Source organism: Nonomuraea sp. CA-143628 (assembly GCF_050942315.1).
In the GTDB taxonomy this organism is placed as follows: domain Bacteria; phylum Actinomycetota; class Actinomycetes; order Streptosporangiales; family Streptosporangiaceae; genus Nonomuraea.
Genome location: NZ_CP192072.1, coordinates 4,680,197 through 4,702,489 on the forward strand (window position 1 = coordinate 4,680,197; position 22,293 = coordinate 4,702,489).

The window sequence follows — 22,293 nt, forward strand, 5'->3', positions numbered from 1 at the left end:
TGGGGGCATGACGTGCAGTCGCCGACCGACTGGCTCATTCTCGCCATCTCGGTGGCGGGCGCCATTCTCGTGGTGGAGGTGGTCAGGAGGCTGCTGGTCAGGGCGGGCCGCAAGTGGGCGCTCGCCCGGCACCTGGTGGAGCACTGCACCTGGGCGGCGTTCTCGGTAGGGGTCGTGGTGGCGACCAACCTGGTGTTCTCGCCGGGGATGATCGGCGAGAGCGTCCGCCAACGCGAGCTCGGCGGCACGATCGACCGCGTGCTCGGCCTGGTCACCATCGCCTGCGTCACCTGGCTGATCGTCCAGGCCAGCTATGCCCTCACGGACGTCGTCCTGGACCGGCTGGTGCTCGTCCAGGGGGAGCGCAATCGCCGGGCACGGCGGATCATGACCCAGATCGGGCTGGTCCGCCGCGTCGCCGCCGTGACCATCGTCGTGCTGGCGATCGGCACCATGCTCTTCTCCTTCCCGCAGGTCCGTGCCCTGGGCGCCGGGCTGCTCGCCTCGGCGGGCATCGCCGGCGCCATCGTCGGTATCGCCGCCCAGCCGACCATCGGCAACATGCTGGCCGGGCTCCAGCTCGCCTTCAGCGACGCGCTCCGCCTCGACGACGTGGTCGTGGTCAACGACGAGTGGGGCAGGATCGAGGAGCTCACGCTCACCTATGTGGTGGTACGCCTGTGGGACGAGCGGCGTCTGGTCCTGCCCGTGTCCTACTTCACCCAGAATCCGTTCGAGAACTGGACCAGGCACGGCAGCCAGGTCCTCGCCGTGGTGTTCCTGCGCGTCGACTGGTCGATACCGATCCCCAAGCTGCGCGAAGAGCTCTACCGGTTCATCCAGGAGAGCCCGCTGTGGGATCAGAAGGACTGGACGCTCCAGGTCACCGACGTGCTGCCGAACGGGCTGGTCGAGCTGCGGGCGCTGATGAGCGCCGCCGACTCGCCCTCCGCCTGGGACCTCAAGTGCGACGTACGCGAACATCTCGTGACCTACATCAGGGAGAACTTCCCCGAGTCCCTGCCCCGCTTCCGCATCGAGACCCCTGAGACGCGCGCCGGGGTGCCATGGGCCAGCGCCAAGCCGGCCTGACGTTCACCGCCGGTTGGCCAGCAGCACTCCGGCGCCGCCGACCAGCAGGCCCGCGACCGCCAGCGGATGCAGGGACTGCCCGACGAGGAGCCAGGCCATCACCGCGGTGACCGACGGGGTGAGGAAGAACATCGTGCTCACCCGGCTCGCGGGCGCGTTCTTCAGCATGGTGTTGAGCAGCAGGAACGCGCCGATCGAGTTGACCAGCACCAGCCAGCCCACGGCGCCGGAGAAGGCGCCCCAGTCCGTCACCCGAGGCGTCTCGAACACCAGCGAGGCCAGCCCCACCAGCGGCGCGCCGACCAGGAACTGCGTCGCGGTGCCCGTCCGCACGTCCATGTCCGCGGCGAACCGCTTCTGGTAGATCGTGCCCAGGCTCAACCCCAGCAGCCCGACCACGCAGAACGCCACCCCGGCCAGGGAGAAGCTCAACCGGTCCGCCACCGCCAGCCCCACTCCGGCCGCGCCGAGCCCGAAGCCCACCCACTGGCGCGGGCTGATCCGCTCGCCCAGTAGCCGTCCTGCCACCAGCGCGATCACCACCGGGTTGAGACCCTGGACCAATGCCACGACCGCGGCGGGCACATGCAGGCCGATCGCGGAGTAGAACGCGCCGAACTGCACCGCCTGGACCAGGATCCCGGAGACCACCACGTGCGCCAGTCGCCGGCCGCGCGGCCACGGGGCCCGTACGGCCAGCGCGAACGCGCCGAGCGACAGCCCCGCCAGCGCGAACCTGGCGAACGTCAGCAGCAACGGCGGCGCCGACTCCACGCCGATCACCCCCGCGATGAAGGCGCTGCTCCACATCACCACGAACAGGGACGGCATGAGGGCCGGCGCCTTGCTCCTGGCCTCCATAACACTGACCGCCACGGCCCCGCCCTTCATAACCCCTTAGTCCGGTTATGTCACTGTTCCGCGCCCTCGCATAACCTGTCAACCTGGTTACTATGTAGGTGTGACGAGCTTCACCTTCATCAGCGGCAATCTGGGGCTCGACCTGGCGGGCACCCTGCAACACCGCCGGGCCGACCGGCGCGACCTGCTGCGCGAGCCGGCGGACCTGGCGCGGTGGACGGTCGAGGCGGGCATTCTCGACGTGCCGCCGGCGGTCGGGGCCGACGATCTCGTGGCGGGGAAGACGTTGCGGGAGGCCATCTACCGGCTGGCGGTGGGGGACGCCGTTGACCGGCTCGGCGGGGCTATGGCCGCGGACGATCGGCTGCTGGTCAACCGGGTCGCCGCCGGGCCGCCGGCGTCCGTGCTGCTGAACGACGCCGGGCGGGTCGAGAGTTCGGGGGATCTCGCCGCCGCCCTCTCCACGGTCGCCAGGGAGGCGGTCCAGCTGCTCGGCGGGCCGCGGGCTGTACAGATCAAGGAATGCGGGGGAGAGGTGTGCACCCGCCTGTACGTCGACACCTCGCGCGGGTCGTCGCGGCGCTGGTGCGACATGCACGAGTGCGGCAACCGCGCCAAGGCGGCGGGCTTCCGCGCCCGGCAGCGGGCGTGACCCGTGCGGCCGGTCAGTGGCGTCTGAGGGCGCCACGCGGTGACGGTGGCCACTGTGAGCACCGCCCCGAGCCCGGCCCCGCGCAGAACCCCGTCGGTCGTTGCGAGCCCTCCCTACTTTTCGTGCCGCCGGCCCACCATCTCGTTGATCCAGATGGGTGCGAACGGAGACGTGCAGCCTGGGGAAGTGGGGTAGTCCTTGAGTACCGCAAGACGCTCACCGATGTCGATCGCACGGGCGCGGTGCTCGGCGTGCTCGATCCCGATCTGCGCCAGGCAGGCGTTCATCGCCCACTGCAGGCGATCCGGGGCGTCTTTCATCTCTGCCTCGATGATGTCGAGCAGTCCCGCGAGGTCGAGTCCCCCGGGTTGCTTCGCCACGCGTTCGGCGGTCAGCGCCCAGCCGGCGCTCGCGGCCGCCGGGTCCGGATCGTCGGACCAGGCCAGGCGCAGCTCTTCGGCGTGCGGGTTCTTCTTCACCACGTAGTTCACGAGCCAGTCGTGCACCTTGGGTGTGCGCGCCTTGCGCAACATGCCGTCCAGTTCGTCACGCTCGAACGCTTTCGGGCGGCAGATCAGGATCGCCAGCAGTTTCGCTGCGGTGTCATCCGTCTCCCAGAGCCGGCGCGCGAGTTCCTGCTGCGTCTTCAGCCGCTTGGCGAGCGCGCGCAGTTTGCCGAGATTCACACCGTGATCGTCACCGTGCCTCCCGTTCACCTCGCGCGCCTTCGGGTCCTCCAACCCGGCCAGCTCGGCCATCACCTCGCCCAGCGTCGTCTCGGCCACCTCAGCCTCCTGTCGGTCACGTGCGAGATTCAGCCTAGACGCGGAACCTGTCGAACCTGCTGAGATGTCAGGACACGTCTGTGGTTTGTGGTGAGGCTGTGTTCTGAGGGGGTGTGGGCGGCGGGATGGAGACCCATTCCACGGGACAGCAGCAGAACCTGCGACGCTTCCGCTTTCTCGACCTGCGAACCCACGACGGTGAGATCCTGGCCGCGCTGAGTTCCAGCGACTGGACCTGGTACTGAGCAGGCGACCGCACGACTGAAGCCGAGCTCGCGGTCCGGTCCGCTTTTCGGGATCCTGTCTACGGTGAACCATTCGAGGCTCGACGGAGAGTCACTCACGTCACCTCTCGTTCCTGTGGGAAAGGCGGTCACGTGACGCAGCTTGTCGTCGAAGGCCATGACACATCGGTGACCCTCGATCCAGGGCGTTCATACCGGTTAGGCCGTGATCCGGGGTCGGACGTGGTCATCGACGCCGATCACGTCTCGCGTACGCATGCCATGCTGCGCTTCGAGGGCGGTCAGTGGATCCTGGAGGACTCGGGCAGCAGCAACGGCACGTATGTGAGCGGCCACCGCGTCCAGCGGGTCATCGTCGGTCCCGGAACCAGGATCGGCCTCGGGCACCCGTCGGAGGGCGGGCTCGTCAGCTTCCGTACCGTCGCCGAAGACGGAGGCGGCGCGCCCGAGATCCAGCCGACGCCCACGGTCCGCTTCCCGCACAGCGGGCAGTGGCGTGCGCCGGCCGCCGTCAGGAGTCTCGACGGCGCGCGGGTCGTACGCATCGGCCGGGCGCCCGAGAACGATGTGGTGGTCAGCGATCTGCGGGTGTCGCGCCGGCACGCCGAGCTCCGGATCGCCGGCGGCGTCCACGAGATCGTCGACGTGGGGAGCCGTTTCGGAACGTACGTCAACGGCCGGCACGTGCAGCGGGCCCGCGTCTCCCCGGACGATCTCATCGGCATCGGGACCTCGACGTTCCAGCTCGTGGGCGACACGCTCATGGAGTACGCCGACACCGGCGAGGTCTGCCTCCAGGCACACGGACTCACTGTCACCGTCGGGGACGGCAAGGTGCTCCTGGACCATGTGTCGTTTCCGGTCGGCGAGAAGTGCCTGCTGGCGATCATCGGCCCCAGCGGCTCGGGCAAGTCCACCCTGCTGCGCGCGCTCACCGGGCTGCGCCCCGCCGACCAGGGCGTGGTCACGTACGACGGGCGCGATCTCTACCGCGACTACGCCGAGCTGCGCTCACGGATCGGCCTCGTGCCGCAGGACGACATCCTGCACAGCCAGCTCACCGTGCGCCGTGCCCTCATCTACGCCGCGGAGTTACGCTTCCCCGACGACACCAGGCAGCACGAGCGGAAGGCGCGGGTCGACGAGGTCCTCCAGCAGCTCGGGCTGGAAAATCGGAAGAACAACCGCATCTCCTCGCTGTCCGGCGGCCAGCGCAAGCGGGTCAGCGTCGCCCTGGAGTTGCTGACCAAGCCGTCTTTGCTGTTCCTCGACGAGCCGACCTCCGGCCTGGACCCGGGGCTGGACAAGTCGGTGATGCAGATGCTGCGGGGTCTGGCCGACGACGGCCGTACCGTCGCCGTGGTCACCCACAGCGTCGCCAATCTGGACATCTGTGACCGGCTTCTGGTGATGGCGCCGGGCGGGAAGATCGCCTACTTCGGTCCGCCCGAGGAGGCGCTGCCGTTCCTCGGCTTCACCGACTGGGCCGACGTCTTCCTGGCCTTCGACGACGCGACCAAGGACTGGGCCGGCAAGTACGCGCGGTCGTCGCAGCATCAGACGTACATCTCGGCCGACATGATCGAGCCGGTTTCGACGGGACGTCCCGTACAGCGAGAGATCCCGCCGAAACCGCAGAGCTGGCCCGAGCAGCTCAGTACGCTGGTGCGCCGCTACTGCCGCGGCATCGTGGCGGACCGGCTGTTCCTCGGCATCACCATCGCCCTGCCGATCGTGATGGGCCTGCTGGCCCGCGTCGTCCCGACCGGTGACCTGATGGGCCGGCCGAACAGCAACGGCAACGCGGCGAACCTGCTGCTGATCCTGTGCATCGGCGGCTGTCTCACCGGCGCCGCGAACTCGGTGCGCGAACTGGTCAAGGAACGCGCCATCTATCAACGAGAACGGGCGGTCGGGCTGTCCAGATCGGCCTACCTCTGCTCCAAGCTGCTCGTGCTCGGCCTGATCACTGTGACACAGGGCGTCGTGCTGACCTACGTGGCGATGGTGAATGTCGCGACGTACGACAAGGGAGTGTTCACCGCGCCGATGATCGAGCTCTCGCTCGCCGTCGCGCTGTTGTCGTTCACCGCGATGACCGTGGGCCTGCTCATCTCCGCGCTGGCCAAGACCAGCGAGATGACCATGCCGCTGCTCGTGCTCGTCACCCTGATCCAGCTGGTCTTCTGCGGGGCGCTGGTGCACCTGGACGGCAAGCCGGTGATGGAGCAGATCTCCTGGCTCGTACCGGCTCGCTGGGCGCTGGCCGCGCTGGCGGGCACGCTCGACGTGGGGCAGCTCATCCCGCACATCCAGGATCCACCGGACCCCCTGTGGAGCCAGGACTTCGGCACCTGGTTCCTGGACATGAGCGTCCTGGCCATCCTCGCGGTCGTCTGCGCTTTCCTGGTCGCCCGCATGCTGCGCCGCCATGAGCCGGCGGTGATGCGCGGCAAGTGACCCCCGCGCCCGTCAGCGGCGCTTGAGGCGCCACGCGGTGACGGCGGCCACGACGAGCGCCGCGATCCCGACGACGAGCAGGTCCGGCAGTACGTCCTGGGCGGCCGCGGCGAGGTCCTCCAGCCCGGCTTCCCAGGATTCGGGGATCGGCAGGGCCAGCCCGCGGGTGCCGTCGGAGAGCAGGAACAGCACCCCGAGCCCGCCGAAGACCAGCCCCGACAACAGCGAGGTGGTGTGCACCCGCAGCCTTCCCAGCCGCAGTCCGCGGCCGCGCAGCCAGCGCCGGCCGCCGAGGTCGTAGCGCTGCCACAGGCCCGCGAGCAGGAACAACGGGGCCGCCATACCCGCCGCGTAGACGGCCAGCAGCACCGCTCCGCGCAGCCCGTCGCCGGAGGCCGCCGCGACCGTGAGCACCGCCCCCAGCACCGGCCCCGCGCAGAACCCCGCCAGCCCGGACACCGCCCCCAGAACCAGCACGGCTCCGGCCGAATCACCTCGAACATGCCCCTTCAACCGCTCCAGCGGCCCGATCGTCCAGCCCTGACCGGCCACCTGCAGCACGCCCAGCCCGATCAGCGCCCATCCCGCGACCGTGACCAGGAGCTCCTGATGGCCGTAGAACAGGCGGCTGACCTGCGCCGACCCCATCCCCAGCGGCACCAGCACGGCGCACAGCCCCACGTAGAACAGCAGGGTGCGGCCGGCCAATTGGCGGCGGCCAGGGAACGCGTAGGCGAAGAACGCCGGGATCAGCAGCGCCCCACACGGGCTGACCAGCGAGAACAGGCCGCCCAGGAACGCGGCGGCATAGCCGACGCCGCTCATCCGCCGCGGCGGGCCTTCTCGATCGCCTTCTCGAACGCGGCCACCGGCTGGGCGCCGAACAGCACCTCACCGTTGATCAGGAACGCGGGCGTGCCGGGCAGGCCGAGCTCGGTCGCGAAGCCGAGGTCGCCGTCCACGACCCGGCGTACGGACTCGTCACGGCGGTCGGCGTCGAACCTGGCCAGGTCGAGCCCGATCTTGGCGGCCACGGAGCGCAGGTCGGCGTCGGAGAGCCGGGGTCGCTCGCCCGCGTACAGGGAGTCGTGGAACTCCCAGAACCGGCCCTGCCGGGACGCGGCGCGGGCGGCGAGGGCGGCGCGTACGGAGTCGCGTCCCCTGATCGGGTAGTCGCGCCAGAACATCCGCACGATGCCGGTGTCGAGGTAGCGGCTCTTCAGCACGGGCTCTATTCGCTGGGCGAAGCGGCGGCAGTTGGGACATTTGAAGTCGCCGAACTCGACGATCGTGACCGGTGCCTGCGCCGAGCCCTTGGACAGGTTCGGGTCGACGGGTGGCGGGGTCGGCCCTTCCCAGACCTGCACCGAACTCGTCGGGGTGGGCGTGGCGGTCGCTTCGGGCCCGCCGGTGGGAGCCGCCGGAGTGGGTGAACCGCCTGTGCTCGCGCTCGGGCTCGTGCTCGGGTCCGTGCCCGTGCTCGCGTGCGCGCTCGCGTTCGCGGAATCACGCGAGCTCGCGGCCGCCGGGACGGCTCGTCCGGCGGGCTCGCCCTGGTTCGTCAGCGCGGCGACCGCCAGCACGGCCACTACGGCGGCGCCGGTCAGTGCGCCGAGCAGCACCCGGCGGCGCGGGGCCGGGGATTCCTTGGTCACCTTCCGCATCATCCCAGCCCGCCGCCACCCACACCGCTGGTTCCTCCGACAGCTCAAGGTCCCCCACGGCTCAAAGCCTCCTACAGCTCAAGCACCTTCATGTCGAAGATCGGCCGTACCTCCACCTCGTTGAAGGCCGCGTCGGGCACCTTCGCGGCCAGCTCCACCGCCCGCTCCATGCTGTCGCACTCGATCAGGTAGAACCCGGCCAAATGCTCCTTCACCTCGGCGAACGGCCCATCGCTCGTCATCGTCCTGCCCTCGCGTACCGCGACCCGCTTGGCCGTCGACACATCGGCCAGCCCCTCCGAAACGATCAGCTCTCCGGACGCGGCCAGCTCCTCGGTGAAGGACATGTGGCCGCGCCCGAAGTTCATGCGCTGTTCGTCGTTCAGCGTCTCCCAGACCGCCCTGCTCGTCGGGTTGCTGTAGATCAGGATGAGGTACTTCACCGGTGGCCTCCATGTGGTCGCGTCCCGCGTCGGTACCCAATATGTCGAAGCTGTCCGCGCGGCCTCGACATCCCCGGCGGAAAATACGTGGCATCTGTCGCGATCACCCGGCTACCGTGGACAGCGTCCACCACGACAGGAAGGCAGCGCAGTGACCTACGCGAAGTTGCTCGAACTGCTTCCTGAGCTCCTGGGTCCGGATTCCGGGTGATCCCTCGCAAAGAGACGACGCCGCCCGGAAGCCTTCCGAGGCGGCTTTTTTCATCTCACGGACGACGGCCCACGGAACAAAGGGTCGCGGGCATCGGTCTGGCCGACGGGAATGGCGCCCCCCGGCTGGATACAGCCCCAGCCCTGGGCTCGGCCCACGCCAGCCGAGCCCGGGGCTAACAAGCCGCTCTGGCCCAACTGGCAGAGGCGCCGCCTTCAGGAGGCGGAGGTTCAGGGTTCGAATCCCTGGAGCGGCACACAGAAGAGGGTGAACTTTTCGCGGATGGTCGCGCCCTTGCCGTGATCCATGTGCTCGGCGAGGCGATCAGCCACATGCGTGCTCGGCGGACGTCAGCATCGCGTCGATGCCGGGTTCACCCGGACCTCGCGGCCGGGTAGGGGCGGCGAGCCGGCTGACCTGGAGCCCGGCCGCGGTCCACGCCTGGAAGCCGCCGATCACGTCGGTGGCGTTCGCCAGCCCGATCTGCCTGAGGGACGAGGCGGCGAGGCTGGAGGAGTATCCCTCGTCGCACAGGATGATCCAGCGGATGTTCGCCGAGGTGGCCTCTGGGATCCGCGCGTCGCAGCGCGGATCGAGCCGCCACTCCAGATGGTTGCGTTCGATCACGATGGCGCCGGGCACCTCGCCGCCGCTGCGACGCTGGAATTCTGGCCGGGTGTCCACGATGAAGCCTGCGCCACGGCCTGCGGCGGCGCAGGCCTCGGTAGGCGGTAGGCGGTGCAGCCCGGCACGTGCCCGAGCCAGTAGCGTGTCGATGCTCACGAGACTCCAGGGGTGGGATCTGGCGGAGACGGACGGGGATCGAACCCGCCGCTCCGAACTGCTCGGCGCCGTTGCTATTGAAGACCGACAGGGCCACCGGGCGCCCAGACGCCTCCGCTCATGATCTTAGCCCCGCGAGGGCGTGACCCTCGACGCTCATCGGGAGCAGCCCTGGGAGTCCCTCCGACGTGGGGTTCCCGGCGCCCTCAGCGCGGGCGGTCGTCCGTACGTGCCGGAGGCGTCGCCGAGCCGTGATGGGCCTGACAGATCCGCAGGTCGTCGCTGATGCGCCGGGTGACGCCTCGCGCGTCGAGGTGTTCGAGGAGGGAGAGGGCGACACGGCGGCTGGTCGCCAGGGCGAGCCGCACGTCCCTGACGGTGAACGGCGAGGCGAACCGCGCCAGCATGTCGGTGGCCCGGTCCAGCGCATCGGGCAGGAGCACGACGTTCTTCCCGATCGATGTCAGCGTGCCGAAGCGGATCGCCGCCGCCAGGGCCTTGCCAGTGAGGCCGAGCTCGGCGAGCCGCTCGGGTGTCGGGGCGTCGAACGGATGCTCGCCGAGGTGGGCGGTCAGTTCGGCCACCGCCTTGACGACGGGCGCGGGCAAAGTGCCGCCGGCCGACACCACGCGGCCCGACCGGAGCGCCAGGGGCGGCGCGACAAGCGCTTCCGCGAGCCTGCGGTCCGGCAATCCGAGCACCTGCGCGGCGGCCTCCAGCGTGATCCCTGGATCGAGCGGGGGCCGGCGCGCGACGTGGTCGGCGAGGCGGCGCCGCAGGGCCGACCAGTGCTCGGGGTCGGCGAACCAGTCACCGGTCACAGGCTCGCCGATCGGCGGGCAGCCCATCGCGGCCAGCTCGGCCCCTGACAGCACACCATGCCAGCGCAACAGGGCGACGAAGTCGGGCAGGTCGGCCTCGCCGAGCTCGGCGGCCCGCGCGGCGGCGGCCCCCCGGCGCCGCAGCGGAGCCGGGCGCACGTCCAGCACGTGTACTCCGGCGATGATCTCGCGCCGTCCCGGTTCGCGGAGCAAGGCGCGATCGCCTGTCCTGAGCGGCAGGGCCCGGTCGAACGTGAGCCGGGCCGTGCCGGCCCCCAGCGCCCGGACGCGGACAGGCACGGCCGCCGATCCGACATGCAGGGTGGCCGCACCGCGTAGGCCCGAGTCCGGTGCCAGCCGGACGTCGGCGACCTTGGTCCGCAGCCAGGCGTCAGGCGTTACCAGCGCCATGCCGCGGGACAGGGCCGCACGGTCGACGCCGCGGAGGTTCACGGCGACCCGCGCGGTCGCGTGGACCACGTCCGTTTCCTGGTTGAGCGTCTGCAGCCCTCGGACTCTGACCCGGTGGCCGTCGACTTCCAGTTCGTCGCCGGTGCGGAGACTCCCCTGAGTGAGCGTGCCGGTGACGACGGTCCCCGCACCCTTGACGGTGAACACCCGGTCGATCCACAGCCGGACCGCTCCCTCGACGTCCGGGCTGGGAAGCCCGGCGACGAGCTCGGCCAAAGCCCCCTCCAGTTCGGGAAGGCCCGCGCCGGTCAGCCCGCTCACTGTCACGATCTCGGCCCCCGCCAGCCCGGTGCCGTCGAGGCGCTCCCGTGCCTGCCGTACCGCGGGCATCGGGTCGGCCAGGTCGCAGCGGGTGACGACGACGAGGCCGTGCCGCACGCCAAGGGCGTCGAGCGCGGCCAGGTGCTCGGTGGACTGAGCCTGCCAGCCACCGTCGGCAGCGACGACGAACATCACCGCCAGGACCGGCCCTACCCCGGCCAGCATGTTGGTCACGAACCGCTCATGCCCTGGTACATCGACGAACGCGATCCGCTCACCCCCGGGCAGCGTCCTCCAGGCGAACCCGAGGTCGATCGTCATGCCGCGGCGCCGTTCCTCCGCCCAGCGGTCGGGCTCCATCCCTGTCAGTGCCCTGACCAGCGTCGACTTCCCATGGTCGATGTGGCCGGCGGTGGCGATCACATACACGCGCGCTCCACGGCCGTGGCGATGATCTCATCCTGGCCGGGGTCGACCGCGCGCAGGTCGAGGATCAGCCGCCCGCCGGTGACCCGGCCCACCACAGGGGGAGCGCCCGTGCGCAGCCGCACGGCGAGTTTCCCGTCCACGGCGATGCCCGCGCTGGGCAGTTCCACTCCCGGAGCGCCACCACCGCCGACCCTGGCGACGGTCTCGACCACTTCCGCGCGGTCGCCCAGGCGCGCGGCCAGCCGCCGCGCGCGCTCGGCGAGCTCTTCGGCAGGTACGTGCAGCGCGACCTGCACCGGCGGGCGCGGGCCGCACAGCGTGGCCTCCAACGCGGCGAGGGTGAGCTTGTCCACCCGCAGCGCCCGGGCGAGGGGGTGGCGGCGCAGCCGGTCCACCAGCGCCGCGTCGCCCAGCAGGAGACCCGCCTGGGGGCCGCCCAGCAGCTTGTCGCCGCTGGCGGTGACCAACGCGGCTCCCGCGCGCAGGGTGCCGGCGGCGTCCGGCTCGCCGGGCAGCAGCGGCTCCGCTCGCAGGAGTCCCGAGCCGATGTCGGCGACCACCGGCGGGCCTGCCATGGCCAGCTCCGCGACGGACACCTCGGAAGTGAAGCCCTCGATGCGGAAGTTGGAAGGGTGCACCTTGAGGATGAAGCCGGTCTCCGGACCGCAGGCGTCCAGATAGTCCCGCAGGGACGTCCGGTTGGTGGCGCCGACCTCGCGTAACCTGGCGCCGGTCGACTGGAGGAGCTCTGGGATGCGAAAGCCGTCACCGATCTCCACGAGCTCGCCGCGGCTGATGACGATCTCCTTGCCCTGGGCCAGGGCGGTCGCGGTCAGTACGAGCGCCGCCGCGTTGTTGTTGACCACATGGACCGCCGCCGCCTCCGGGACCTCCGCCGCCAGCGCCGCCAGCGCCGTACGGCCCCGTCGCGCCCGCACGCCCTCGGCCAGGTCGAACTCCACGTCGGCGTAGTCGGCGGCGGCTTCGATCGCCGCCAGTGCGGCACGGGACAGCGGCGCCCGGCCCAGGTTGGTGTGCACGATCACGCCGGTGGCGTTGATGACAGAGCCGATGCCGCTGGCCGTTCGCGGCAGTAGGGACAGCGCCGCCTCAACCGCCTCGTCCGGCTTGAGGCCGCCCACGCGAACACGCTGCTGCGCCGTCCGCACCGCGGCCCTTACCAACTCGCGGCCGAGTGCTTCCTGGGCGGCGACGAGCCGCGGGTCGGACAACATGCTGTCGGTTCGCGGCACGCGACTGCGTAGATCCACTGACGGCTTCCCCCGCTGCTCGATGAGCGGAGGCGGACGGGAATCGAACCCGCCGCGCTGAGATCCTCAACGCCACTGGTTTTGAAGACCAGGAGGGCCACCAGGCACCTATACGCCACCAAAGGTGATCATAGTTGCATGACAGAGTTCAGACTGACGCAGTACGGCACCGGCGGCGGCTGCAGCTGCAAGATACCCCCCAACGAGCTGGAGACGCTGGTGGCCGGGCTCGCCCGCACCCGCTCCAGCGGATCTCCGGCCGGGGACTTACTCGTGGGAATCGACCACGGGGACGACGCGGCCGTGGTCCAGGTGCCGGGCGACGCGTACGCCATGGTGGCGACGACCGACTTCTTCCCCCCAGTCGTTGACGACGCCTACGACTTCGGCCGGATCGCCGCCACCAACGCGCTGTCCGATATATATGCCGTTGGTGGCGAGCCGGTCATGGCGCTCAACCTGCTCGGCTGGCCGCGCGGGGTGTTGCCCCTCGAACTGGCTCGCGAGGTGCTGCGCGGCGGCTTCGCCGTCACTCAGGCCGCCGACTGCCATCTCGCAGGAGGTCACAGCATCGATGACCCGCACCCCAAGTACGGCCTCGCCGTCACCGGCCGCGCCCACCCCGACCGCCTGCTGCGCGTGGACGCCGGCGCGCCGGGTGTCCCGCTCACCCTCACGAAGCCGCTCGGCGTGGGCGTGCTGAACACCCGGCACAAGGCCACCGGTGAGGTGTTCGCCGAGGCGATCGTCGTGATGACGACGCTCAACCGTGACGCCGCCCGCGCGGCCGTGGCGTCGGGGGTGCGCTGTGCCACCGACGTCACCGGCTTCGGTCTGCTTGGCCACCTGTACAAGCTCGCCCGAGCGAGCGGGGTTACCGCCGTCATCGACAGCGCCGCGATACCGTACGTCGCGGGCGCCCGTGAGGCCGTCCGTGATGGATACGTCAGCGGCGGCTCCCGCAGGAACCTGGACTGGGTGGCGCCTCACTGCGACTTCGATGACGTTCCAGAAGACGAACGCCTGCTGCTGGCCGATGCACAGACCTCGGGTGGGCTGCTCGTCGCCGGCGAGATCCCGGGCCACCCGATCATCGGCGAGCTCGTCCCCCGCGCTGAGTCGGTGCTGATCGTGAAATAGATCAGTCCCCCTGGGGCGTGGACTTGTGCGGTGCCATCGCCGCCGCCGAGTGAGGTGTGGCGTCGTCAGGACGATGCCGAACGGGCCAGTGGCGTCCCGGCCAGCTGGCCGCGGCCTCGCTGGCCGCCTCGACGGCAGTCGTCCGAGGCATGCACACCGAGACAGGATCAGTCCCAGGTGGGGAGGAAGTGCTCAGGGTAGCGGGCGCCGAAGCCGCCTGTCGGCAGGATCTGGTGGATGCCGCCGCCTTCCGATCGGCTTCGACCAGGCCCGAGCTGGGACCTGGAGACGATAGCCAGGTCCCAGCGCCGACTTGACGAAGTTTCTGATGCCCGCGGGACAGAGTATCGACCCTGCAATTGTTCCGGGTCTTCTGTGTGTCCCTGGAGCGGCACGCGGATGCCCTTCTACCGAGGACGATTCACCGGTAGCCGGCGGCGACGATGTTGGCCTGGACCGCGTTCTCGGTGGCGTCCGACGGATAGCCGGAGGTCATCACGCCCTCGTAGAAGGTGCCGGCCGCGCCGTGGCTGTTGTCGCCGCCGATCCCGAGGATGATGGCCCCCTCCTTCTTCATCGGGTTGTAACCCGCGACATTGGGCCGTGGCCCGTTGTAGAAGGTCGACACGCCGCCCGACTGCGCGTTGCCGCCCCGGATCGACCAGTGGTTCGGCTCGCCCTTGATGATGGCCGTCAGGTAGCGGTGGCTGATGCTCGGGTCGTTGGCGTTGTACTTCTGGTTCACCCCGGAGAACAGGCCGTTCTCGAGGTCGGCCATGATCCAGGGGCCGTTGCCGGCGCCGTAGCCCCAGACCTTGATGTTCCCGAAGTAGATGGCCTCCATGGTGCCGTTGCCGTTGTCGCGGCTGTTGGTCTCGGCGTTGCCGTAGTCGAAGCAGCAGCCGCCGTTGTAGTGCGTGCCGTCGAAGATGGCGTACATCCCCTCGGGCTGATCTCCCTTGGCGATGCCGTTGGTGGTGTTGTTGCGGTATCCGACGCCGGGATCCACGTAGACACCGTACGCTTTGCCGCCGTAGACCGTGGTCGGTGCCTTGGTGGCGTTCGCGAGGTTGTCGTACCCGCCAGGAGCCGGGCCGGGGAATCCGCCTGGGGGCGCCTGGGTGAGGCGGTTGTTACGACCCGACTGGTCGTAAATGATGGTGATGAGGCAGGTCGTGCCGGCGCAGAACGAATCCTGTGCCGCGGCGTTGGCGCCGCCGCCCGCGCTCAGCACTCCGATGTCCCGGGTGGTGTTGTCGGAGGCGCGGCGCACCTGGTAGAGCGGGCCGTTGTAGGAGGCGTACAGGGCACGGGTCGTGCTGTGCGCCGCCACGCACGGCGTGCCGCCCGTGGCGTAGATGTCGCACGGCTGATTCGACGACGGTGGCGGCGTGACCGGGGGAGTGGGGGTGGAGACGTCGCCGGTGCAGGTGACGCCGTTCAGGGCGAAGCTCGACGGCACCGGGTTGGAGCCGTTCCAGCTGCCGTTGAACCCGAAGCCGGTGCTGCCGCCGCTGGGGATGGTGCCGTTGTAGTCCACGTTGGCTACGGTGACCTGTGCGCCGGACTGGGTGTAGGAGCCGTTCCACAGCTGGGTGATGGCCTGCCCGGCGGGGAACGTCCAGGTCAGTTTCCAGCCGTTGATGGGATCACCGAGATTGGTGACGCTGACGTTCGCGCCGAAGCCTCCGGACCACTGGTTGGTCACCGTGTAGGCGACCTGGCATCCCGCCGCGGCCGCTGATGCGACGCGCGCCGCGGCCATACCGACACCGGCTGTCGACAGCGCGACGACGGCGGCAGCCGAGATCGCCACTCGGCGGCGTAAAGAGCTGACCTGTCGCATGGTTGCTTACTTTCCGTGAGATGTGACGTTCTCTGTGCGGGCAGGGCTTTCCGCTCGCGAACACGCCGGCCGATCGTGATCGACCGGCGTCGCTACGGGGCTGTGCAGGTGGCGGTGGGAGTGGCCGCGGTGCCGTTGGCGGTGAAGCCGAAGGTGGTGGACGCGCCAGCGGCGATGGAGCCGTTGTAGGCGGCGTTGCGGACCGTCACGGCGGAGCCGGAGCCGCTCTGCGTGCCGTTCCACAGGCTGCTGATGCTCTGCCCGCCAGGCCACGTCCACGTCACGGTCCAGCCGTCGACCGGTGCGTTGCCCGCCCGGACCGTCACCGTCGACTGGAAGCCGCCCTCCCAGCTGTTGACCGTCTCGACCGTGGCCGAACACGCACCCGGAACGGGGGTCGGCGTGGGAGTCGGCGTCGGTGTCGGCCCGCTCTGGAACTGGGTGAAGAACTTCCACACCTCCGCCGGAACCCAGGTCCTGGAGCCGCTGTCGCCGCCGGCCCCGTCCTGCGGCGCGGCGATGTGACCTTCGTCGAACGCGGCCCATACGACCGGATGCCCGGCCGAGCAACCCGAGTAGGTCGTGACTCTGTGCGTCAGGCTGCCTTGCGCCGGCTCGGGCGGGTTCTGGGCGGTGCAGTCGTTGTTCCTGACGAACCGGTCACGAAGAGATCGTCCGCCGGAGATGTTGAGCACGTTGTCCCTGATGCCGTGGATCCCCATGTAGGCGATGGGCTGGGTGCCGCCGACGCAGCCGCTGAGCTGGCCGCCGGACTGGACCGCGACCGCGCGGAAGACGTTCGCCCGGGAGCACGCGATCGCGTACGACATGGCGCCGCCGTAGCTGAAACCCGTCGCGAACAGCTGCGTGGTGTCGACGCAGAGAGCTCCCTCGACCTGCCTGACCACGTCGTCGACGAAGGTCAGGTCTTCACCGTTGGAATTGCCCCAGCCGTTGTTGAAGCCCTGAGGCGCGACGAAGATCGTGCTGTTGTTCGCCAGGCGCTGCAGGCCGTAGTAGGCCCAGACATCCCGTTGTACGGTCTGGCCCGTGGCGACGTCGGTGGCGGTGCCGCCCAGCCAGTGGAGCCCGAAGATCAGCCGGTAGGGGTGGTTCATGTCGTAGTTGTCGGGGATCTTGAGAATGTAACTGCGATTCTTGCCGCTGGTCTGGATCGAACGCGTACCGCTCGCCAGCCCTGGTGCCTTGCCACATCCCGTGGAGGGCGCCAGGGCGCTGACCGTGTCCGTGGTGGTCGTGCTGAGGCTGGCGCTCAGTGCCGGGCCACCTGCGGCCACCAGAACGGCGAGTACCACGACCGCTAAGGCGGCCACTAAGGGTCTATGTCTTGACATCGTGAAACTCCCTCTGCCGACCCGATATCGGCGTACGTCGATGGGAGGAACGGTCGCGAGGGTGCGGGCGTCGGCGGTCGGTACGCCGCACCACACCTCAGCCCGCTCGCTGGTGTCGAAGTTTGCCGCTGGCGGTGGCGAACGCGGTCGTGCTGGGCTTGCGTTATCGGTAACACAAGCTCTAGAGATTTCCCGGAGCATGTCAAGGACCAGCCGTGCTGGTCGCTGATGGAGCCGCGCGAAAGGACTGCCGCCCATCAAGGCGCAAATGGTGCGGGTGCTGGGATATAGCTCCTTTCGCCGGTCGGGGATGAGTCGCCGTACACCAGCCCGGCGTTGATGAAACGTTCATCACCGCTGTCGGTGGCAGGGCCACCGCGAACGCGCAGTGTCGCGGCAGCCTCTCCATAAGGCGAGAGGACGGCGGTCACGAGGGGAGTGGCGAAACTTTCGGATTAACCTTGACATGTTTCGGATCGGTTTCCACACTGAGTCCCCGAACGGGCTGCCTTCTGCCGAGGTCGGTGGCGGACGGCAGGAGCGCAGCCCGTGACGCGGTCCAGGCGGCAGGCCGCGTGCTGGTTCGCGCGTATTTCTGAACCCTCTCTCGCATCCCCTAGCGGAGGCTCAGACATGAGTGAAAAGCACAAACTCGCATCGGGCGCCCGAGCGCTGCTCGCCGGCGCAATCGGCGTACTCACCGCACTGGCTGTCACCACTCCCGCAGGCGCCGCCGCGGGAACATTGGGCGCGGCGGCGGCGCAAAGCGGGCGCTATTTCGGCGCCGCGGTGGCGGCCGGTCATCTCGGCGAGTCGGCGTATGTGACGACGTGGGACAGAGAGTTCAACGCAGTCACCCCCGAGAACGAGATGAAGTGGGGCCCCATCGAACCCTCCCGCGGCTCGTTCAACTGGGGCCCGGCCGACCAGATCGCCAACCACGCCATGAGCAAAGGCATGAAGATCCGCGGCCACACCCTGGTCTGGCACTCTCAACTGCCCGGGTGGGTGAACGGCAACATGTCGGCCGGCGACCTGCGCTCGGCGATGATCAACCACATCAACCAGGTGATGGGCCACTACAAGGGCAAGATCTACGCCTGGGACGTGGTCAACGAGGCCTTCGCCGACGGTGGCGCGGTCGGGACGCTGCGCAACTCGGTGTTCACCCAGAAGCTCGGCAACGGCTTCATCGAAGAGGCATTCCGCGCCGCACGCGCCGCGGACCCCAACGTCAAGCTCTGCTACAACGACTACAACATCGACGACGCCAACGCCAGCAAGACCCGCGGCGTCTACAACATGGTTCGCGACTTCAAAGCCCGCGGCGTGCCCATCGACTGCGTGGGCCTGCAGTCGCACTTCGGGAACCCGCCCGCCAACTACCGGCAGAACATCGCCCAGTTCGCCGCGCTCGGCGTGGACGTGCAGATCACCGAACTGGACATCGGCGGCTCCGGCTCGGCCCAGGCCGACGCCTACCGCCGTGTCACCCAGGCCTGCATGGCGGTTTCCCGCTGCACCGGCATCACCGTCTGGGGCGTCACCGACAAATACTCATGGCGCAGCGGCGACACACCCCTGCTCTTCGACGGCAACTACAACAAGAAACCCGCCTACAACGCCGTCCTGAACATCCTCAACGGCGGCTCCACCCCGCCTCCCATGGGCGGCGGCACGATCCGTAGCTGACCAACCCTCCGAGAGCCGGTTCGCGGAAACCCGCGCGGACCGGCTCCCTCCGTCATCCCTTGACGGAGGCGGCCGGCACCTACAACGTGAAGGCCCTCGACATCTTTGGGGGTTACCGGTCACATGCCACCGAAGGACACTCCTCCAGGCCGATCCGCGAGCATCTGGGATGTCGCCCGGGTGGCCGGCGTCTCCCAGCAGACCGTCTCCCGCGTCATCAACGACAAGACCCGCGTGAGCGAGTCGACCCGTGCCAAGGTGATGCGGGTCATCGCCGAGCTCGGCTACCGGCCCAACCGGTTCGCCCGTACGCTGGCCGGCGGCCCGGTGAGCTGGGTCACCGTGCTCACCTCGGACACCGCCCTGTTCGGCGCCGCCGCCACGCTGCGCGGCATGGAGGAGGCGGCCAGGGCGGCCGGCTTCTCGATGGGCATCAGCGTGCTGGAACCGGGCGCGAGCAACGACATCGCTCTGCGCCTCAACGGCCCCCAGGAGCCCGTCATGGTGATCGCCTACGACGGCCCCGGCGTGTGCGCGCTACGCGCACTGCCGCCGGACGTGCTGGTGACAGCCGCGGTTGAACGCCCCGACAACGGCTCGGGCGACGACTCATGGCAGGTCTGGTTGGATGACCGCGCCGCGGCGGCGCACGCGACGCGCCACCTGCTGAGCCTGGGGCACAAGACCGTCCACTACATGGCCATCCCCTCCTCCACCAGTGCGCTTTCGCAGCGGACCCGTGGCTGGCAGGACGCGCTGCGGGCGAGCGGACGACCTCTGCCCGAGCCCCTGCAGGCCGGCTGGACTCCCCGTTCCGGATACCTCGCGGTGCGCTCCGTGCTGGCGGACCACTCGGTGACCGCCATCCTGTGCGGCAACGACGACATTGCCCTGGGCGTCATGCGGGCCGCGCGCGAGGCCGGCCGGGATATCCCCGGCGACCTCAGCGTTGTCGGCTTCGACGACAGCCCGGCGTCGGCCTACCTCCACCCCTCGCTCACCACCGTACGGCTCGACTTCGAGGGTCTCGGCCGCGCGTGTTTCGGCCTGCTGCTGCGCAGGCTGCAGCGGGAAGCCGCCCTGTCCCTTCCGACCTGGAACGAGCCGGAGCTGATCGCGCGGGAGAGCAGCGGCCCGCCGCCGGCCTGACGCTCACCTGCGAGCAGGCGGCCGCCCCGCTGCCCCGGAGGCCAGGCTTCAGCTCAAGCGTGGGGGAGGGGCGGTGCTGTCGCGGACGACGAGCTCGGTGGCGAGTTCGATGCGGCTGTGTGACAGCGGCTCGCCATGGGCGAGCTTCAGCACCATCGAGGTGGCCGCGGCGGCCATCTGCCTGAGGGGCTGGCGGATGGTGGTCAGCGGCGGGATGGCCCACCGTACCGAAGGCATGTCGTCGAAGCCGATCACGCTGAGATCGTCCGGAACGCGCAGGCCGAGCTGATGCGCCGCGTGATAGACGCCGATGGCCTGACCGTCGTTCGTGGCGAAGATCGCGGTCGGCCGGTCGGGCAGGCGCAACAGGCGTTGCGCCGCTGCCAGACCGCCCTCGATGAAAAAGTCCCCACGGGCGACCAACCGCTGGTCGACAGGCACACCGGCCATGTCCAGGGCGGTGCGGTAGCCGTCGAGACGGGCCCGGCTGGACAGCGCGGAGTCCGGCCCGGTGATGATGGCGATGCGGCGATGCCCGAGCTCTAAGAGATGCCGGGTGGCCGAAAGCCCGCCGTTCCAGTTGCCCGCACCGATCGACGGGATGTTCTTGCCGGGAGCGTCGGCCGGATCCAGCAGGACCAGCGGGATCTCGCGGCGGGTGAGCTGTTCGTGCTGGGCCTCCGTCAGACCGGAGAACACGGCGATCACTCCGCTCGGACGGCGTCGCAGCACGCCCTCCACCCAGGCGTCTCCAGCGGTGTGGTCGCGGCGGAGGCCCGATATCGCCACCATGAGCTCGTGCTCACGCGCCACCTCCGCCACGCCGTTGGTGATCTCGACGGGATAGTCGCCCTCCAACGCGTGGAAGACCAGCTCCACCACGGCCATCGAGGTGGACCGGCGGCGCTGCCGCCGGTAGCCGTGCTGGCGGATGAGCTTTTCCACGGCGGCGCGGGTTTCGGACGACACCGCGGATCGGCCGTTCACTACCTTGGAGACCGTCGCGGTGGAGACTCCGGCCAGCTCGGCGAGCTGGGCGATGGTGAGGGGAGACGACTCCGTGGTCATGGCCGCAGTCTAGCTACGCAGGGCCGACAGGCGGCTTGCCGCGTCTCGCAAGATCAAGACCTCCGTGCCCTTCAGAGTCGTCTCTCCCGTGTCACGCCATCAGCGCTGCAGTGTCAGCAGACCCGGCCGGTAGGGCAGGAGACCGTAGTCGCCGCCGGAGTTGGGGTTGCGTCCCTGGTAGAGCAATCGCAGATTGCAGGGATCGACGGTCATGGTCTGATCGGCGCTGGTGCGGATCAGTTCGCCGTGGCTGATGTCGTTGGTCCAGGTGGCGCCGCTGTTGGCCTTGCCGGCGAAGGGATTGCCCTCGGTCGCGGCCTGCGGTGTCCACGTACCGCTCAGGCTGGTGGCCGTGAACGAGCGGAAGTAGCGGCCCTGCGAGCCGATCGCCTCGACGAGCATGAGGTATCGGTTCTGGCCCTGGAGCTGGTAGACCTGAACGGCTTCGAACAGGTTGTTCGTGGTGTCGCTCATCACCACCGTCGATGTGGTGCCGAAACTGCCCGGGAAGTTCCCGATGGGCATACTGGCGCGGTAGATCTTGCCGTTGTCCCCGGCGAAGAACAGATACATGTTCGTACTGTCACCGATGAGTGTCTGGTCGATGGGTCCTGTGCTGGAGCCGGAGATGCTGCCGGAGAAGAGCACCTGCTGCGCTGACCAGCCGTTCGGGTTGGTGGGGTCGCTGGAGGTCCGGTAGGAGAAGGCGGTCCCACCCCACTGGTAGGCGAGCACCCAGATGTTCTTCGGGGCGAAGTAGAGAAGCGTCGGCGCGACAGTCGAAGAAGACATCGTGTTCTGGCCTGCCGAGGCCATGTCGGACCAGTTGGTGAAGAGGCCGAAGTTCATCGAACCCCACCTCGTCCCCGTGTCGTGCGTCGTCGCGTAGACGAGATGCCTGCCGTTGTAAGGGGCGACGGTGAAGTCCTTGAGCGAGACCCACCCCGACTTCGGGCTGGCCAGCTGGCCCGTCGATGTCCAGCGGTACGTCGACGGAAGATCGCACGTACCGGGGTTGCCGCCGCCTACTGGGACGAGTTGCCATTGTTGGTTGTTGCCGCCCCAGTCGTCGTATTGGACGATATTGGCGCCGTCGGTGGTGGAGGCGCCCTGTACTTCGAGGGCTTTGTTGCTGTGGCGCGAGATGAGCCTCACGTAGCCGTCCGAGCTGTCGGCGAGTTTCCATTGCTGGTTGGTGCCGTTGCCGTCGGTCCATTGGACGATGGAGCCGCCGTTGGCGGTGGAGAAGTTGTAGACGTCCAGGACTTTGCCGGAGTGGCGGGACTTGAGGCGGTAGTAGCCGCCGCCGGAGTCGATGAACTGCCATTGCTGCTGGTTGCCGTTGTTACGGGTCCACTGGGTGATGCGGCCGCCGTCGGCGGTGGACTGGTTGTAGACGTCCAAGGCCTTGCCGCTGTTGCGGTTGACCAGGACGTACCAGGCGTTGGGGTCGACGGTTGCCGCGTCGGCGGACTGACCGGCGACGAGCAGGCCCGCCAGTAAGGTGGCCACCGTCGTGAGGACGGCCAAGATTCTCATTTTCACGATGTGCTCCGATTTATCCGGCTCGGACGGTTGCACGTATCAGGCGTTG

At 69.2% G+C, this 22,293-nt stretch carries 18 protein-coding genes and 3 tRNA genes; 7 read left to right on the forward strand and 14 right to left on the reverse strand.

Annotated elements, in window-relative coordinates; all coding sequences use genetic code 11:
• The first annotated feature begins 12 nt into the window (after positions 1 to 12).
• A complete protein-coding gene (locus tag ACQP2T_RS21580; protein ID WP_433517902.1) occupies positions 13 to 1,092 on the forward strand; it encodes a mechanosensitive ion channel family protein in 1,080 nt (359 codons plus the stop codon).
• A gap of 3 nt (positions 1,093 to 1,095) precedes the next feature.
• Here the strand turns inward: ACQP2T_RS21580 and ACQP2T_RS21585 are convergent, their stop codons facing one another.
• Entirely contained in the window at positions 1,096 to 1,968 is an 873-nt protein-coding gene (locus ACQP2T_RS21585; RefSeq protein ID WP_433517903.1) for a DMT family transporter, read from the reverse strand.
• Between the two features lie 85 nt (positions 1,969 to 2,053).
• Here ACQP2T_RS21585 and ACQP2T_RS21590 point away from each other — a divergent pair, with 85 nt between their 5' ends.
• Positions 2,054 to 2,605: a CGNR zinc finger domain-containing protein gene (locus tag ACQP2T_RS21590; protein WP_433517904.1), complete on the forward strand. Its 552-nt coding sequence runs from the start codon at positions 2,054 to 2,056 to the stop codon at positions 2,603 to 2,605.
• A gap of 113 nt (positions 2,606 to 2,718) precedes the next feature.
• Here ACQP2T_RS21590 and ACQP2T_RS21595 read toward each other — a convergent pair whose 3' ends face one another.
• Complete coding sequence (locus tag ACQP2T_RS21595) at positions 2,719 to 3,390, reverse strand: DNA alkylation repair protein (RefSeq protein WP_433517905.1); 672 nt, start codon at positions 3,388 to 3,390, stop codon at positions 2,719 to 2,721.
• 377 nt (positions 3,391 to 3,767) lie between these two features.
• On the opposite strand from ACQP2T_RS21595, the gene ACQP2T_RS21600 reads away from it, so the two are divergent.
• On the forward strand, positions 3,768 to 6,095 hold the full coding sequence (locus ACQP2T_RS21600) for an FHA domain-containing protein (RefSeq protein ID WP_433517906.1): 2,328 nt from the start codon (positions 3,768 to 3,770) through the stop codon (positions 6,093 to 6,095).
• Positions 6,096 to 6,107: 12 nt separating this feature from the next.
• Here ACQP2T_RS21600 and ACQP2T_RS21605 read toward each other — a convergent pair whose 3' ends face one another.
• The 3 genes from ACQP2T_RS21605 to ACQP2T_RS21615 form a co-directional block, all read right to left on the reverse strand.
• Positions 6,108 to 6,920 carry a cytochrome c biogenesis CcdA family protein gene (locus ACQP2T_RS21605; RefSeq protein ID WP_433517907.1) on the reverse strand — a complete coding sequence of 271 codons (813 nt, stop codon included), beginning with the start codon at positions 6,918 to 6,920 and terminating at the stop codon, positions 6,108 to 6,110.
• Positions 6,917 to 7,750 carry a thioredoxin domain-containing protein gene (locus ACQP2T_RS21610; RefSeq protein ID WP_433517908.1) on the reverse strand — a complete coding sequence of 278 codons (834 nt, stop codon included), beginning with the start codon at positions 7,748 to 7,750 and terminating at the stop codon, positions 6,917 to 6,919. Before ACQP2T_RS21610 ends, ACQP2T_RS21605 begins: the two co-directional genes overlap by 4 nt.
• 80 nt (positions 7,751 to 7,830) lie before the next feature.
• Positions 7,831 to 8,202 carry a YciI family protein gene (locus ACQP2T_RS21615; RefSeq protein WP_363997830.1) on the reverse strand — a complete coding sequence of 124 codons (372 nt, stop codon included), beginning with the start codon at positions 8,200 to 8,202 and terminating at the stop codon, positions 7,831 to 7,833.
• A gap of 393 nt (positions 8,203 to 8,595) precedes the next feature.
• Between ACQP2T_RS21615 and ACQP2T_RS21620 the strand changes: the two genes are divergently transcribed.
• A tRNA-Leu gene (locus tag ACQP2T_RS21620) sits at positions 8,596 to 8,669 on the forward strand.
• Between the two features lie 68 nt (positions 8,670 to 8,737).
• Here ACQP2T_RS21620 and ACQP2T_RS21625 read toward each other — a convergent pair.
• From ACQP2T_RS21625 to ACQP2T_RS21645, 5 genes are all read right to left on the reverse strand, one after another.
• Positions 8,738 to 9,196, reverse strand: a complete 459-nt coding sequence (locus tag ACQP2T_RS21625) for a rhodanese-like domain-containing protein (RefSeq protein WP_433517909.1) — start codon at positions 9,194 to 9,196, stop codon at positions 8,738 to 8,740.
• A gap of 20 nt (positions 9,197 to 9,216) precedes the next feature.
• Positions 9,217 to 9,312: transfer RNA gene (locus ACQP2T_RS21630), tRNA-Sec, on the reverse strand.
• A gap of 90 nt (positions 9,313 to 9,402) precedes the next feature.
• Positions 9,403 to 11,178 carry a selenocysteine-specific translation elongation factor gene (gene selB, locus ACQP2T_RS21635; protein WP_433517910.1) on the reverse strand — a complete coding sequence of 592 codons (1,776 nt, stop codon included), beginning with the start codon at positions 11,176 to 11,178 and terminating at the stop codon, positions 9,403 to 9,405.
• The gene (selA, locus tag ACQP2T_RS21640) at positions 11,169 to 12,449 is read right to left on the reverse strand and encodes an L-seryl-tRNA(Sec) selenium transferase (protein ID WP_433517911.1); all 1,281 of its coding nucleotides are present in this window, start codon (positions 12,447 to 12,449) and stop codon (positions 11,169 to 11,171) included. The genes selB and selA overlap by 10 nt, the downstream gene beginning before the upstream one ends.
• Positions 12,450 to 12,475: 26 nt before the next feature.
• Positions 12,476 to 12,569: transfer RNA gene (locus ACQP2T_RS21645), tRNA-Sec, on the reverse strand.
• An 18-nt stretch (positions 12,570 to 12,587) separates the two neighbouring features.
• Here ACQP2T_RS21645 and selD point away from each other — a divergent pair.
• Positions 12,588 to 13,589, forward strand: coding sequence for a selenide, water dikinase SelD (gene selD / locus ACQP2T_RS21650; protein WP_433517912.1), 1,002 nt, complete (start codon positions 12,588 to 12,590; stop codon positions 13,587 to 13,589).
• A gap of 421 nt (positions 13,590 to 14,010) precedes the next feature.
• On the opposite strand, the gene ACQP2T_RS21655 is transcribed toward selD, so the two are convergent.
• Complete coding sequence (locus ACQP2T_RS21655) at positions 14,011 to 15,405, reverse strand: arabinofuranosidase catalytic domain-containing protein (RefSeq protein ID WP_433517913.1); 1,395 nt, start codon at positions 15,403 to 15,405, stop codon at positions 14,011 to 14,013.
• A 122-nt stretch (positions 15,406 to 15,527) separates the two neighbouring features.
• Positions 15,528 to 16,769, reverse strand: a complete 1,242-nt coding sequence (locus tag ACQP2T_RS21660; RefSeq protein WP_433517914.1) for a cellulose binding domain-containing protein — start codon at positions 16,767 to 16,769, stop codon at positions 15,528 to 15,530.
• 654 nt (positions 16,770 to 17,423) lie between these two features.
• Between ACQP2T_RS21660 and ACQP2T_RS21665 the strand changes: the two genes are divergently transcribed.
• Together ACQP2T_RS21665 and ACQP2T_RS21670 are read left to right on the forward strand one after the other, a co-directional pair.
• Positions 17,424 to 18,482, forward strand: a complete 1,059-nt coding sequence (locus tag ACQP2T_RS21665) for an endo-1,4-beta-xylanase (RefSeq protein ID WP_433517915.1) — start codon at positions 17,424 to 17,426, stop codon at positions 18,480 to 18,482.
• A gap of 123 nt (positions 18,483 to 18,605) precedes the next feature.
• Positions 18,606 to 19,631, forward strand: a complete 1,026-nt coding sequence (locus ACQP2T_RS21670; RefSeq protein WP_433517916.1) for a LacI family DNA-binding transcriptional regulator — start codon at positions 18,606 to 18,608, stop codon at positions 19,629 to 19,631.
• A 48-nt stretch (positions 19,632 to 19,679) separates the two neighbouring features.
• Here ACQP2T_RS21670 and ACQP2T_RS21675 read toward each other — a convergent pair whose 3' ends face one another.
• Positions 19,680 to 20,699, reverse strand: coding sequence for a LacI family DNA-binding transcriptional regulator (locus ACQP2T_RS21675; protein ID WP_433517917.1), 1,020 nt, complete (start codon positions 20,697 to 20,699; stop codon positions 19,680 to 19,682).
• Between the two features lie 99 nt (positions 20,700 to 20,798).
• Positions 20,799 to 22,244 carry a non-reducing end alpha-L-arabinofuranosidase family hydrolase gene (locus ACQP2T_RS21680; protein ID WP_433517918.1) on the reverse strand — a complete coding sequence of 482 codons (1,446 nt, stop codon included), beginning with the start codon at positions 22,242 to 22,244 and terminating at the stop codon, positions 20,799 to 20,801.
• Between the last annotated feature and the right edge of the window lie 49 nt (positions 22,245 to 22,293).

Coding starts and splice junctions, on each gene's coding strand:
- ACQP2T_RS21675 (WP_433517917.1), bottom strand. CDS start 20,699: ATGACCACGGAGTCGTCTCCCCTCACCATCGCCCAGCTCGCCGAGCTG.
- selD (WP_433517912.1), top strand. CDS start 12,588: ATGACAGAGTTCAGACTGACGCAGTACGGCACCGGCGGCGGCTGCAGC.
- ACQP2T_RS21665 (WP_433517915.1), top strand. CDS start 17,424: ATGAGTGAAAAGCACAAACTCGCATCGGGCGCCCGAGCGCTGCTCGCC.
- ACQP2T_RS21605 (WP_433517907.1), bottom strand. CDS start 6,920: ATGAGCGGCGTCGGCTATGCCGCCGCGTTCCTGGGCGGCCTGTTCTCG.
- ACQP2T_RS21670 (WP_433517916.1), top strand. CDS start 18,606: ATGCCACCGAAGGACACTCCTCCAGGCCGATCCGCGAGCATCTGGGAT.